Origin of the sequence: Devosia ureilytica (assembly GCF_024273195.1) — a bacterium.
In the GTDB taxonomy this organism is placed as follows: domain Bacteria; phylum Pseudomonadota; class Alphaproteobacteria; order Rhizobiales; family Devosiaceae; genus Devosia; species Devosia ureilytica.
On sequence record NZ_JAMZCU010000007.1, the window covers coordinates 79,566 to 93,102 of the forward strand.

The window sequence follows — 13,537 nt, forward strand, 5'->3', positions numbered from 1 at the left end:
TCCGATGACCGAAGCCCAGCGTCCGCTGCTCCATATGATCGGCAATGCCCATCTCGACCCCGTCTGGCTCTGGCGCTGGCAGGAGGGGTGCGCGGAAGCGATCGGCACCTGCTGGGCCGCCATTGACCGACTGCGTGAAGGCCAGGGCTTCGTCTTCACCAAGGGCGAGGCGCATATCTATCGCTGGATCGAAGAGCTGGAGCCGGCGCTGTTCGCCGAGATCAGACGCTATGTCGATGAAGGCCGCTGGATCATCGTCAATGGCTGGTGGATCCAGCCCGACTGCAATGTGCCCAATGGCGAAAGCGTCATCCGCCAGGCCCTCTACGGCAAGGGCTATTTCATGGAAAAGTTCGGCGTGGAGCCGACCACCGGCTACAATGTCGACAGTTTCGGGCATCCGGGCACGTTCCCGATGCTGCTGAGGCATACCGGCTTCACCAGCTACACCTTCATGCGCCCCGGCCCGCATGAAATGGACCTGCCGGGCGAGCTTTTCACCTGGACGTCGCCCGATGGATCGGCGCTGCCGGCCTTCCGTATCCAGGATGCCTACAACACTTCCAAGCGCTCTACACCGCTGCCGGAAAAGATCGACCAGCACTACGCCCATATGGACAAGCACGGGCATCCGTTCATGGCCTTTTATGGGGTGGGCAATCATGGCGGCGCGCCAACGGTCGAGAATATCAACGAGATCGAAAACCGCATGGCGCGCGGCGAGAGCCTTGCCTATTCCGACCCCGAGCGCTTCTTCCGCGAGGTCGAGACCGAGGGCCTGCCTATCGTCGACACCGAGCTGCAATTCCACGCCATCGGCTGCTATTCGGTGGCGTCGTCTTTGAAGGCGCTGAACCGCAAGGCGGAGAGCCTGCTCGAACAGGCCGAGGCCGCCTCGGCCCTCGCCCACAAGGCCACCGGCGCCGTCTATCCGGCCGAGCGTTTTGCCGGCCTCTGGCAGGTGCTGCTGTTCAACCAGTTCCACGACACGCTTGGCGGCACCAGTATCGAAGCGGCCTGTGTCGACAGCGAGCGCGAACTGGCCGGCGTCATCGCGGGTGCCGAGGAACTGTTAAATGCTGCGGTGCGCCGGCTCGACGGCACCATTGCACCGCCGGTCGATCCGACCGACGCGACCTTCGTAGTGATGAATTTCACGGGCGTCACCTCAAGTGGCCTCGTCGAGGCCGAGCCCTGGGTGGACAAGGATACGCTGACCCCGCGCCTTTTGCTCGACGAGGCGGGGAACTCCGTGCCCTTCCAATATATCGACCCGGCTGGCAAGACGACGGGGCTCCAGCGTCTGGTCTTCCCCCTCGAGGTGACCGCCTATGGCTATCGCGTTCTGCGCTTTGTCGCCGCCGAGACCGGGGTCAAGGCGCCGGGCGTCAGTTTCGGCGGGCCGCATTCCGGGCAGCTCCGGTTTGAGACGGATGGCTATACGCTTGAACTCTCGTCCGAGAGCGGGGCCATCGTGAGCCTCGTCAACCGGCAGACAGGCATCAATATTTTCACTGCGCCCGGCCATGCTGGCATTATCGTGGATGATCCCTCAGACACCTGGACCCATGGCACCGACCGGTTCGGTTTCGAGGGCACGGCGCTCAAGCTTGAGGGTGTGACGCTGGTCGAGGAAGGCCCGGTGCGCACCACGATCGAAGTGCGTGCAAGCCATGGCGCCTCGCGGCTGGTCACCACCATCATCCTGCCAGTCGATGCGGCGCTGCCGGTGGAATTGCGCGTGGCACTCGACTGGCGTGAACAGCGCAAGCTGTTGCGGCTTGCCTATCCGCTGGGCGGGACTGGTTTCGAATATGAAGTTGCAGGTGGCTGGGACAGCCGCCCCGACACTGGCCGCGAAGTGCCCGGCCAACGCTGGGTGCGGGTCAGTGCCCCAGGCCATGACGTGACCCTCGTCAACGACGCCAAATATTCTTATGCGGCGCTTGAGGGCACGCTCTACATCACCGCCGTGCGCGCGCCGATCTTTGCCCATCACGATCCGATCCCGGCCGAAGACGGCGCGCGCTACCGCCATATGGATCAGGGCGAGCAGGTGTTTTCCATCCTCCTACAATCGGGGGCGAGCGTGTCGCGGCAGGATGCGGCGGCTCTGGCGGAGCGCCTCAACAAGCCGGTCGTTACCACCCCGCATGTGAGCCGGGGCGGCACGGGCGCGCATGCTGGATCATGGCTTGCCGTCCATGCCCAAGGCGGCATGGTAACGACGCTCAAGGGCGCCGAGGACGGCGGGGGGCTGATAGCACGCGCCTTCGACTTGTCAGGCGATGGGGCGACCATCATGCTGGCGGGCGAGACGGCCCAGGTCGCCCCGCGCAGCATCGCCACGCTGCGCCTGGCGGATGAACTTCTGGTTCAGTGCGACGGACTGGAGCGGTCGGTTTAGAGACTTCCACAGTGCGACTGCGCCATCGGCGCCTGCGTCACCTCGCCCCTTAGGGGAGGGGGTCAGGGTGAGGGGTGAAGACCTCCTGGAAAGAACTCGATACCGAACCCCTCATCCGGCCCTTCGGGCCACCTTCTCCCCTCAGGGGAGAAGGGCAAGCGGTGCCGGGCCCCGCTAAACCCGCTCCAGTGCCACGGCAATGCCCTGGCCGACGCCGATGCACATGGTGGCGAGTGCCCGACGCTTGCCGGTGAGGCTGAGTTCGAGGGCCGCAGTGCCGGTGATGCGGGCGCCACTCATGCCGAGCGGATGGCCCAGGGCAATGGCGCCGCCATTGGGGTTCACGCGCGGATCGTCCTCGGCAATGCCGAGGTCACGGAGGACGGCGATGCCCTGGCTGGCAAAGGCTTCGTTGAGTTCGATGACATCGAAATCGGCTTGCGAGAGACCGAGCCGCGCGAAGAGTTTCTTGCTGGCCGGGGCCGGCCCCATGCCCATGATCCTCGGCGGCACGCCCGCTGTGGCGCCGCCCAGAATGCGGGCGATGGGGGTGAGGCCGTATTTTTTCGCGGCTGCTTCCGAGGCGATGATCAGGGCTGCCGCGCCGTCATTGACGCCCGAGGCATTGCCCGCGGTGACCGTGCCATCGGGGAAGAGTGCGCGCAGCTTGCCCAGCGTTTCGACCGTGGTGCCGGCGCGCGGATGCTCGTCAGTGTCGACCACGATGGGATCGCCCTTTTTCTGCGGGATGGTAACCGGGACGATTTCCTTGCCCAGGCGGCCATTCTTCTGCGCCGCCACCGCCTTGTCCTGGCTGCGCGCCGCGAACTCGTCCTGCGCCTGGCGCGAAACGGAAAATTCCTGCGCCACGTTCTCGCCGGTCTCGGGCATGGAATCGACGCCGTGGGCCGCCTTCATTGCCGGATTGACGAAGCGCCAGCCGATAGTGGTGTCGTAGATTTCGGCATTGCGCGAGAAGGCCGTGTCGGCCTTGGGCAGCACGAAGGGGGCGCGGCTCATGCTCTCGGTGCCGCCGGCAATCACCAGTCCTGCCTCGCCCGACTTGATGGCGCGAGCCGCTGCAATGACGGCATCCATGCCCGAGCCGCAGAGCCGATTGATGGTCGTGCCGGTGACACTCACCGGCAGGCCAGCCAGCAACAGGCTCATGCGCGCGACATTGCGATTATCCTCGCCGGCCTGGTTGGCGCAGCCGAAGATGACATCATCCACCGCTTCCCAATCGACGCCTGCGTGTTCGGCCATCAGGGCCTTCAGTGGAATGGCGCCAAGGTCGTCAGGGCGCACCGCAGACAGGGAACCGCCAAAGCGGCCGATGGCCGTGCGTTTGTAAGCGCAGATATAAGCTTCGGTCATGTCAAAGCTCCGGGGCGACGAGGTCGCCAATGGTATTGGGCAGCACCAGTTCGGCGCCGGTCAAGGCCTGCAATTCATCCACGCTCATCGTGGGCAGCTTCTCACGCAGCACGAAGCGCTGGTTCTCGATATCGAGCACGGCCAGGCTGGTATAGACGCGGGTGACGCAGCCAACGCCAGTGAGCGGTAGGGTGCATTTTTTCACCAGCTTCGGCTTGCCGTCCTTGGTGACATGGTCGGTGATGACCGCGACGCGTTTGGCGCCATGCACCAGATCCATGGCGCCGCCCACCGCCGGCACGCCCTTGGGGCCGGTCGACCAATTGGCGAGGTCACCGTTTTCGGCCACTTCATAGGTGCCCAGGATCGCCACATCGAGATGGCCGCCACGCACCATGGCGAAGCTGTCGGCATGGTGGAAGAAGGCGGCACCGGGGCGAAGGGTGATGGCCTTCTTGCCGGCGTTGATCAGGTCCCAGTCTTCCTCGCCTTCGGCAGGGGCCTCGCCGAAGTTCAGTACGCCATTTTCGGTGTGAAAGATCGCCTGCTTGCCCGGGGGTTGGAACTTGGCGACCATTTCGGGAAAGCCGATGCCCAGATTGACATAGGCGCCGTCCTCGATGTCCTGCGCGGCGCGCCAGGCGATCTGAGCGTTGGAAAGTTTCTGGCTCATGCGTAGGCTACCCCTTGGCGCATCAGCGCTTCTTCTTGCTTGGCATCGGCCACCTCGACCACCGCATCAACAAAAATGCCGGGGGTGATGACCTGTTCGGGATCAATATCGCCGGGCTTTACGATCCTGGTCGCCTGGACGACAGTGCGCGCCGCAGCGGCCGCCATCAGCGGCGAGAAATTGCGGGCCGCCTTGCGATAGGTGAGATTGCCCAGCGTATCGGCCAGCTCGGCCTTGAGGATGGCTACATCGGCCTTGAGCCAGCGCTCCTGCACATAATGCTTGCCGTCGAACTCGGCCACAGGCTTGCCCTTGGCCACGTCGGTGCCATAGCTGGCGGGCGTATAGAAGGCCGGAATGCCGGCACCACCGGCGCGGATGCGCTCGGCCAGCGTCCCCTGCGGCACCAGTTCGAGCCCGATTTCGCCGGCCAGGTATTTCTCGGTAAAGGCCCGCGGGTCTGCCGAGCGGGGGAACGAGCAGATCATTTTGGCGACCATGCCCGCGTCGATCATTGCGGCAATGCCGATCCGGCCATTGCCAGCGTTGTTGTTGACCACGGTGAGGTTTTTGGGGCTGCCGGTGGCCTTGAACCGGTCGATCAGCGCATGGATCAGCTCGATTGGTGCGCCCGAGCCGCCGAAGCCGCCGACCATCACCACCATGCCATCTTCGATGCCGGCCACCGCACTGTTCAGATCCGGGACTGTCTTGTCCATCAGCACATCCTTTTCCCGCATGTTGCGGGCATTCATGGCAGTTGGAGCAGGCAATTGGAAATGAAATGGCGGGCCAATCCGATAATCCATAGGTTATCGAAACCAGCTGATTTTGCGCCTGCCTTAGGCCAACTCGGCCTTTTGGATAACCTAATCCGGGTCCACGACACGAATTTGCTCGAGGAGCAACGCGGCGAGGCGCAGGCTGGCACCACTCGCCTCCAACATGGGCGGCAAGGTTAGCCATTCCAGGGTCCAGGCGGCGCCGGAGCGTTCGTTTTCATGCACCAGCGCCTGGGCCAAAACACCGGACAGGCCCGCATTATAGCGGGCCAGTGCCACCAGAACCTCGGCATTGACCGGATTGGACTTGTGCGCCATGGCGGAAGACCCGCCGCCGCCCTCGAGCCGGATGGCCGCCACTTCGTTCTGCGCTTGCAGCGTCACGTCCATGCCCAGCTTGCCCAGAGAGCCGGAAATTTGCGCAAGGAGCCCCCCCAGCGCGATGATGGGATCGCGCGTTGCCTGCCATGGCGTCGCCAACCCAAGGTCGAGCCGCCTGGCCAGGCCCCCGGCAATCGCATCGCCAAATTCGCCAAAGCTTCCGCGATCCCCCACGGGGCCGCCAAGCTGGATTACCAATAGACTGCGCCGCATGGCGACAATGGCGCGCAAGTGCCGGACCAAGGGTTCGGACCAACTTGCCAGCTTGGCGCGCCAGGTCGTGGGCAACGCCACCTGCATACGGGTGTGGGCCATCAAGGACCGATCGCCATAGGCGGCATCGAGACTCTCGAGCTGCGTTATGAGACCCGACAGACGCGCCTCATAGAGGTCGAAGACCTTGCCCAATTGCAGCATCAGTGCCGTGTCGGTGACATCCTGGCTGGTGGCGCCCTTGTGGAGGGCAGCACGGTGCGCCTCGGGGACCTTAGCTTTCAACTGCCTGACCAGCGCCGGGACCACGACGCCATCCTGCACCATGCCGGCCTGGAGGCCGACCCAATCGGGTTCGAAGCCTTCAATGGCGCTGTCTATGGCGGTCGCGTCGTCGATACTGATCCAGCCCGCATCGGCGCTGGCCGCAGCCAGAGCGCGTTCAATGGTCAGCATGGCATCAAGCTGAGCCGCGTCGGAAAGCAGCGCTGCGATTTCGGCGTCGCCAGCAAGGGCGGAGAGCAGGGTCATTGGGTATTCCTAGCTGGCTGCGGTGTGCACCGCCACCCCACCCTTGATCCATCCCCACAAGGGGGAGGGAGACGATGAACACGGGCATCGCAACTTGCGCCTCCCTCCCCTCGATGGACCTCGATGGAGAGCGGGGTCGCGACCGAGAAACCCGGCCACCATTCACATATCGAAAAACACCGTTTCCTTTTCGCCCTGCAAGTGGATGTCGAGCACATAGCGCGGCACCGGGCCGTCTTCGCGGCGGGCGATAAGAGTTTCGCGGCGGCGTTTGTCCATGATCTTGTTGAGCACGAAATCGCCAGTATTGGCTTCGACCTCGTCGGCGAAATAGAGCCGGGTCTGGAGGCCGATATTGATGCCGCGCGCCACGATCCAGAGTGCGACATGGGGGGCCATGAGCTTGCCATCGGGGCCGGGCACGCGACCGGGCTTAATGGTCTCAAATCGCAGCTCGCCAGTCTCGTTGGCCGGCTGGCGGCCCCAGCCGGTAAAGGCTGGCGCGGAATTGGAATCGGGCGTCGTCGGGCCGAGGAAATTGCCGCTGGCGTCAGCCTGCCAGATCTCGACAACACCATCGGAAAGCGGCACCCCGGCTCCGTCGATCAGGCGCAGAACGATATCGATCCGCTCGCCCTCGATGGCGCCGTTGAGCATGGTCTTGCCCAGGTCCGTATCGATGACCCCGGTAATGTCGCAGAAATTCGGCGTCATGCCGATGTGGACATAGGGGCCGGCGGTCTGGGATGGGGTTTCTTTCAGGATCGGGGTGGGGTGCAACATGTCAGTTCCCCTCCAGTTTGTTTTCAAACATGGTCGAGCGGCGGCCGCGCAGCACGATATCGAAGCGATAGGCCAGAGCATCCATAGGCGTGGTGTTGTGGCGGTCGAGCCGGGCGATGAGCTGGTCGATGGCCGACTTGTCGGGGATGGTACCAACGATCGGGCATTGCCAGATCATCGGGTCGCCCTCGAAATACATCTGGGTGATCAGGCGCTGCGCAAAAGCGTGGCCGAAGACCGAGAAGTGGATATGGGCGGGGCGCCAGTCATTGCCGGTATTCGGCCAGGGATAAGCGCCGGGCTTGATGGTTCGGAAGTGATAAAAGCCGTTCTCGTCGGTGATCGAGCGGCCAAAGCCGCCGAAATTGGGATCGAGCGCGGCGAGATAGCCTTCCTTCTTGTGGCGATAACGGCCGCCGGCATTGGCCTGCCAATATTCCACCAGAGTATTGGGCACGGGCCGCGCGTTTTCGTCGAGCACCTGGCCATAGACCACCAAGCGCTGACCGATGGCGTCGGTGCCGTCCTGACTGAAATTGCGGATCAGGTCGTTGTCGAGCGTACCAAGTTTTTCATGGCCGAAGGTCGGACCGGTCAGTTCCGATTTCGTCGGACCAAGGGCCAGAAGGCTATGCTTGGGGGCACGGAACGTGGTCGACTTGTAGCCCGGCGTATCGGCCTTGGGGTGCCAGTCGCGGTCGCGCTGAAACAGCACGCCGTCGGCCCCCGGAAGAATAATGCCGCTCATTGCGCTGCCTCCTGGCGTTTGGCCAATTCATGCTTGGCGATCTTATAGGCACTGTTGGCGGCTGGCACGCCGGCATAGACCGCCACGTGCAGCAACAGTTCCTTGATGTCTTCCTCGGTGGCGCCGGTATTGACCGTGGCGCGGACATGCATGGCGAATTCTTCTTCGTGGCCCAATCCGGCGAGAAGCGCCAGGGTGATCATCGAGCGCTCGCGCTTGCTCAAACCCGGGCGCGACCACACCGAACCCCAGGCGCCCTCGGTGATAAAGGCCTGAAAATCGCTATCGAAAGTCGACATGCGCGCGGTGGCGCCATCGACATGGCTGTCGCCGAGAACCGAACGGCGTGTCGCCATGCCACGGTCGAACAATGACGTGTCAGCCATGGCCAACCTCCTTGAGAAAATCGGTGATCAGACCAGCCAACGCGGCAGGCTGTTCGATGGACGGAATATGGCCGACCCCGGCCAGAACTTGGAACCGCGAGCCGGGAATAGCGGTACATTTACGCACCAGGTCCACCGGCGCCGCGAGATCCTCATCGCCCGCCACGATCAGCGTGGGCGCGGCAATAGCGGCAATGGCGGAAGACAGGTCAGTGTCGCGCAGGGTGGCGCAGGTGCCGGCATAGCCCTGCGGATTGGTGGAGAGAAAGAGATTGCGCCAGCCGGCCAGTTCCACCGGACGGTCGCGGCGGAAATCAGGGCTAAACCAACGCTCCATCACCGGATCGGCCATGGGCAGCAGCCCTTGGCTTAAAGCCGTCTGGATGCGGGCATTCCACATGGCATTATCGCCCATGCGCGGCGCGGTACAGCAGAGGACGAGGCCGGCGATCCGCTCCGGCGCGCGCAGCGCCATGCCCTGGGCGATGACCCCACCGACCGAGTCGCCGACAAGAACGGCGCGCCCCAGACCGAGATGATCGAGCAAGCCTTCAAGATCATCGAGATGATCGTCGAGCGCATAATCTCCCGCCGGCGCGTCGCTGAGGCCATGCCCGCGCTTATCATAGGAGACGCAAAAGTAGCGGGTGCTGAAACGTTCAATCACCGCGTCCCAGATGCGGGCGTCGGTGCCCAGGGAATTGGCGAACACCAGCGCCGGCGCCCCGGCAGGACCACAGGTTCGGTAATGCAGCAGAATTGCGTTGATGCGGGCGAAAGTCATGGCGTCCTCTTGCCCTGATTTAAGGGGCTGGCGAGGAGGCTGTAAAATGATATGTCTCGAACTACTCATAATCCATGGGTTATCGGACCGCGCAAAGTTTTGCCTGTTTTTGTCCGAATTACCCGAAAGCCATAACCGATAACGCCATGTCGCAACGCATCATCGACCCCAGGATCCGGCTTCGCCACATTGCCTGTTTCCTGGAAGTTGCGCGGCTGCGCTCGATGGCGGGGGCTGCCGATGCGCTTAATATCAGCCAGCCAGCGGCCACCAAGACCATCCAGGAGCTCGAAGCCCTGCTGGGCGGGCAATTGTTCGACCGCAGCCGTCGCCGGTTGGCGCTGACGGCCTTTGGCGAGGTATTCTTCCGCTATGCCTCGACGAGCCTTGCGGCCTTGCGGCAGGGGATCGACGCGGCACGTGGCGCGCATGACGCGGCCATGGTGCGAGTGGGGGCGCTGCCGACCGTTTCGGCGCATATCCTGCCCGATGCCGTGAGGGCCTTTACCCATGACAATTCAGGGGTCACGACCCGCATCATTACCGGGCCCAATGGCTATCTGCTGAGCCTGTTGCGCACCGGCGACGTGGACATTGTCATTGGCCGCATGGCCGAGCCCAATGCCATGGTGGGGCTCTCGTTCGAGCACCTTTATTCCGAGCGCGTGGTGCTGGCGGTACGGCCGGGCCATCCGGTGCTGAGCGAACCCGAATTCAACTTGCGGCTGATCGAGGGTTACCAGACGCTGATGCCGACGCCGGATTCGGTGATCCGGCCGGTGGTGGAGCGCATCCTGTTGGCCCATGGCGTAACGCAATTGCGCGACGAGATCGAAACCGTCTCCAATGCCTTCGGTCGATCCTACGTGCGGCAGACCGATGCAATCTGGATCATTTCCGAGGGCGTGGTGGCCGATGATGTGGCCGAGGGGCGTCTGGACCTTCTCCCCGTCGATACCAGCGAAACACTCGGGCCGGTGGGCTTCACCACGCGCACCGATACACCGGCAACACTGGCGGCCACCAGCCTGATGCAGGCAGTGCGCGACGTGGCCGAGAAACTGCGCCGGGCCGGATACTAGGTTTCCATGTTATCGCGTCTCCGAGCCGTAAAACGGAAGCAATTTCGCTCGAAACGCTTTAGCGCCGCCGCATTTGTTCGCGCAGGGCCACAGGGGACAGGCCAAAGGCGCGGGTGACGACGCGGGAAAAATAGGCGGGATCCTCATAGCCCAGTTCGGCGCCGATCTGCTTGACCGGCAGGGCTGAAAACAGCAATTGGCGCCGCGCCTCCAGCGCCACGCGCTGCTCGATGACCGCCAGCGCCGAGCGGCCGAGCACCTGCCGGCACAGCCGGTTGAGATGGGTATGGCTGACCCCAACCGCATTTGCATAGTCGGATACGCGCCGTGTTTCACGGAAGCGCTGCTCTACCAGGTCACGGAACCTTGCGATCAACTGACCGGTCCGCCCGGCGTCCACCGATTGCGTTGTCTGAGGGCCGGTGCGCCGCAGCGCCACCAGCAGCAGCGTCAGATGGGCGCGCATGGCCACGTCGTGGCCGAGCCCCGGCCGGTCGGCCTCGCTGGTCAGGCGCTTCACAGCCAAAACAATGTCGCGGCAGTCCCCCCGGATCACCATGGCTTCGGGCCTTGGCAGGCCGAGCCCTTCGAGGTCGCGTTGCATCAGCGTCACGACTACGCCCTGCACATCGGCACTGAACGCATAGCCATGCACCACCCCGGCGGGAACCACGGCGACACTGTCGGGTAGCAGCGTGTGACTGTCGCCATCCAGCGTCATGTCAGCCTTGCCCGAACTCAGATGCAGCACCTGGAAGAACTGCTCATGCCGGTGCGGCGCGATGCGATAGTCGTGCAGGCGGCTGCGCGACTGGATGGTCTCCCAGTGGAGCCAGTCGTGCTGCCTGTTGCTATCGATTTCCCCGTAAAGGGCATAGGTCGGCACAAAATTCATGTTCGGATAGTGCAAGAGATTGCGCGCCCTGTCCATTCACGGCACGGGCGGGAGGCCGCACTATGGGCGCGAGAAGAAAGTGGAGGATTTCATGCGCACCCAGGTTGCGATTATCGGCGCGGGCCCGGCCGGCCTCATGCTCGGGCGGCTACTGGACCTGGCGGGCATCGACAATGTCATTCTCGAGCGCAAAAGCGCCAACTATGTGCTTGGCCGCATTCGGGCCGGCGTTCTGGAACAGGGCTCGGTGGACCTGATGACACGCGCCCAGGTGGATAGACGACTGCAGGCCGAGGGCCTTGTTCATCACGGCACGGACCTGTCCTTTGATGGCGACCGGCTGCGCATTGATTTTACCGATCTCGTCGGGCGGCATGTGATGGTCTATGGCCAGACGGAGGTGACGCGAGACCTGATGGACGCCCGGCAGGGCCAGACCATCTACGAAGCCGAGGACGTTTCCCTCCATGATCTCGATGGCAAGCCCTGGGTCAATTGGGTCAAGGATGGCGTCACTCACCGGCTGGACTGTGACTACGTCGCGGGCTGCGACGGCTATCACGGGGTCAGCCGCGCCAGTGTACCCCAGTCAGCGCTCACTACGTTTGAGCGGGTCTATCCCTTTGGTTGGCTTGGCGTTCTTGTCGACAAGCCGCCGGTGGCGCATGAGCTGATTTATGCCCATCACGAGCGCGGATTTGCACTCTGCTCGCAGCGCTCGATGATCCGCAGCCGCTATTATGTGCAGGTGCCGACCGACGAAAAGGTCGAGAACTGGAGCGACGACCGGTTCTGGGATGAGTTGCGCCGCCGCCTCAATCCGGAGACCGCCGAGGCGCTTGAAACCGGCCCGTCGATTGAGAAATCCATCGCGCCGTTGCGCAGTTTCGTGGCCGAGCCGCTGCGTTTTGGCGCCCTGTTCCTGGCAGGGGATGCGGCCCATATCGTGCCGCCAACCGGGGCCAAGGGCCTTAACCTCGCCATGAGCGATGTGGCCATGCTGGCGGATGCGTTCATTGAATTTTATGGCGAGCGGTCGTCGGTGGGTGTGGAACTTTATTCGGCCAGGGCCCTGAGCCGGATATGGAAGGCCGAGCGGTTCAGCTGGTGGATGACGAGCCTTCTGCATACTTTCCCGGAAAACGGGCCTTTTGGCCGCCGGATTCAGCGGGCGGAGTTCGATTATCTGGCTGGATCACGGGTGGCGCAGCAGAGCCTGGCGGAGAATTATACGGGATTGCCGTCCTAGTCCGCCCCCTCCAGGGCCGGGGCCAGGGCGCCCAAGATGAACAGCGAACGCCCCTCGTTTGATGCTGGATGAACAAAACAGAAAAGGCCCGGTCAGTGTCCTGACCGGGCCTTCGTCATGTTCAGATCGTCTTACTCGGCGGCGATAGCGGCCTTGGCAGCTTCATGCAGAGCCGGACCGTCAAAACCAAGCGCTTCCATGTCGGCGTACCACTGCTGGACAACCGGCTCGGCCGCTGCAACCCAACGGGCCGTTTCGGCTTCGTCGAGCTGGACGATGTTGTTGCCGGCATTGACGGCAATCGACAGGCCGGAGGAATCGCCATTGTCCATGACGCGCCCGAACTGACGCGACGTCTCGAGGCCGGAATTGGCGTCGATGATCGCCTTCAGGTCGTCAGGCAGGTTGTTGTAGCTGTCCATGTTCATGACGAAACCGAAGGTCTGGGTGTAAAGACCATTCTGGCTGGTAAAGCCGGTATGGTTCTTGACCAGTTCGGCAACGCGCAGCGACGGCGTCACTTCCCACGGAATTGTCGTGGCGTCGATCACGCCCTTGGACAGGGCCTCGGTCACCTGCGGCACCGGCATGCCGATGGGCTCGGCGCCCAGCTCGGCCAGCATGCTCGAAATGATGCGCGAACCACCGCGAACCTTCATGCCCTTGAGGTCTTCAAGGCTGGCGATCGGGTTCTTGGAGTGGAACAGGCCCGGACCATGGGTATGCAAGGCGATGACATGCACGCCGGCAAACTCGTCAGCCGAATTGGCCATGACGTAGTTGTAGAAAGCGCCTGAACCCTTTTCGCCATTCGGGGTCATGAACGGCAGTTCAAACACTTCGGACTTGGGGAAGCGGCCGGGCGTATAGCCAAGCACGGTCCAGATGATGTCCACCACGCCGTCCTTGGCCTGGTCGAACAATTCCGGCGGCGCGCCACCAAGCTGCATGGCCGGATAGAGCTCGAACTTGATGCGCCCACCGGATTCGTCGGCCACCTTGGCAGCCCATGGCTCGATGGCCTGGGCCGGAATGGTCGCCTGAGCCGGCAGCATCTGGTGAATGCGCAGGGTCACTTCCTGGGCAAAGGCACTTGTGGACATGGCGAGCGCAGCAAGCGCCCCCAGCACCAACATCTTGGTCTTCATTGGGTTTCCCTCCCTCGTCATGGCCGATTTGGCCGGTACACTGCCCGCATCCGCCCGGAGACGAGATGCGGCCGGTTCAGTCCGGGAGCCGATCTGCC

Annotated in this window: 13 protein-coding genes; 3 read left to right on the forward strand and 10 right to left on the reverse strand. The window is 63.2% G+C overall.

What is annotated here, in order from left to right; translation table 11 throughout:
• Window positions 1–4: 4 nt before the first annotated feature.
• Window positions 5–2,407, forward strand: coding sequence for a glycoside hydrolase family 38 N-terminal domain-containing protein (locus NIM87_RS16645; protein WP_254675828.1), 2,403 nt, complete (start codon window positions 5–7; stop codon window positions 2,405–2,407).
• A gap of 174 nt (window positions 2,408–2,581) precedes the next feature.
• On the opposite strand, the gene pcaF is transcribed toward NIM87_RS16645, so the two are convergent.
• The 8 genes from pcaF to pcaD all read right to left on the reverse strand — a co-directional run bounded on the left by pcaF (window position 2,582) and on the right by pcaD (window position 9,065).
• Window positions 2,582–3,784, reverse strand: a complete 1,203-nt coding sequence (gene pcaF, locus NIM87_RS16650) for a 3-oxoadipyl-CoA thiolase (RefSeq protein ID WP_254675829.1) — start codon at window positions 3,782–3,784, stop codon at window positions 2,582–2,584.
• Between the two features lies 1 nt (window position 3,785).
• The gene (locus NIM87_RS16655; protein WP_254675830.1) at window positions 3,786–4,457 is read right to left on the reverse strand and encodes a 3-oxoacid CoA-transferase subunit B; all 672 of its coding nucleotides are present in this window, start codon (window positions 4,455–4,457) and stop codon (window positions 3,786–3,788) included.
• Window positions 4,454–5,176: a 3-oxoacid CoA-transferase subunit A gene (locus tag NIM87_RS16660; protein ID WP_254675831.1), complete on the reverse strand. Its 723-nt coding sequence runs from the start codon at window positions 5,174–5,176 to the stop codon at window positions 4,454–4,456. The genes NIM87_RS16655 and NIM87_RS16660 overlap by 4 nt, the downstream gene beginning before the upstream one ends.
• 150 nt (window positions 5,177–5,326) lie before the next feature.
• Window positions 5,327–6,364 carry a 3-carboxy-cis,cis-muconate cycloisomerase gene (locus tag NIM87_RS16665; protein WP_254675832.1) on the reverse strand — a complete coding sequence of 346 codons (1,038 nt, stop codon included), beginning with the start codon at window positions 6,362–6,364 and terminating at the stop codon, window positions 5,327–5,329.
• Window positions 6,365–6,526: 162 nt separating this feature from the next.
• Complete coding sequence (gene pcaG, locus NIM87_RS16670) at window positions 6,527–7,147, reverse strand: protocatechuate 3,4-dioxygenase subunit alpha (RefSeq protein ID WP_254675833.1); 621 nt, start codon at window positions 7,145–7,147, stop codon at window positions 6,527–6,529.
• 1 nt (window position 7,148) lies between these two features.
• On the reverse strand, window positions 7,149–7,895 hold the full coding sequence (pcaH, locus tag NIM87_RS16675; protein WP_254675834.1) for a protocatechuate 3,4-dioxygenase subunit beta: 747 nt from the start codon (window positions 7,893–7,895) through the stop codon (window positions 7,149–7,151).
• Window positions 7,892–8,281: a 4-carboxymuconolactone decarboxylase gene (pcaC, locus tag NIM87_RS16680; protein ID WP_254675835.1), complete on the reverse strand. Its 390-nt coding sequence runs from the start codon at window positions 8,279–8,281 to the stop codon at window positions 7,892–7,894. Before pcaC ends, pcaH begins: the two co-directional genes overlap by 4 nt.
• Window positions 8,274–9,065 carry a 3-oxoadipate enol-lactonase gene (pcaD, locus tag NIM87_RS16685; RefSeq protein WP_254675836.1) on the reverse strand — a complete coding sequence of 264 codons (792 nt, stop codon included), beginning with the start codon at window positions 9,063–9,065 and terminating at the stop codon, window positions 8,274–8,276. Before pcaD ends, pcaC begins: the two co-directional genes overlap by 8 nt.
• 146 nt (window positions 9,066–9,211) lie before the next feature.
• On the opposite strand from pcaD, the gene pcaQ reads away from it, so the two are divergent.
• Complete coding sequence (pcaQ, locus tag NIM87_RS16690; RefSeq protein ID WP_254675837.1) at window positions 9,212–10,147, forward strand: pca operon transcription factor PcaQ; 936 nt, start codon at window positions 9,212–9,214, stop codon at window positions 10,145–10,147.
• Window positions 10,148–10,205: 58 nt separating this feature from the next.
• Here pcaQ and NIM87_RS16695 read toward each other — a convergent pair whose 3' ends face one another.
• Entirely contained in the window at window positions 10,206–11,078 is an 873-nt protein-coding gene (locus NIM87_RS16695) for a helix-turn-helix domain-containing protein (RefSeq protein ID WP_254675838.1), read from the reverse strand.
• Between the two features lie 55 nt (window positions 11,079–11,133).
• On the opposite strand from NIM87_RS16695, the gene pobA reads away from it, so the two are divergent.
• Complete coding sequence (gene pobA / locus NIM87_RS16700; RefSeq protein WP_254675839.1) at window positions 11,134–12,291, forward strand: 4-hydroxybenzoate 3-monooxygenase; 1,158 nt, start codon at window positions 11,134–11,136, stop codon at window positions 12,289–12,291.
• 131 nt (window positions 12,292–12,422) lie between these two features.
• On the opposite strand, the gene NIM87_RS16705 is transcribed toward pobA, so the two are convergent.
• Window positions 12,423–13,439 (reverse strand): TRAP transporter substrate-binding protein, encoded by a 1,017-nt coding sequence (locus tag NIM87_RS16705; protein ID WP_254675840.1) that lies wholly within the window; start codon window positions 13,437–13,439, stop codon window positions 12,423–12,425.
• Window positions 13,440–13,537 lie beyond the last annotated feature (98 nt).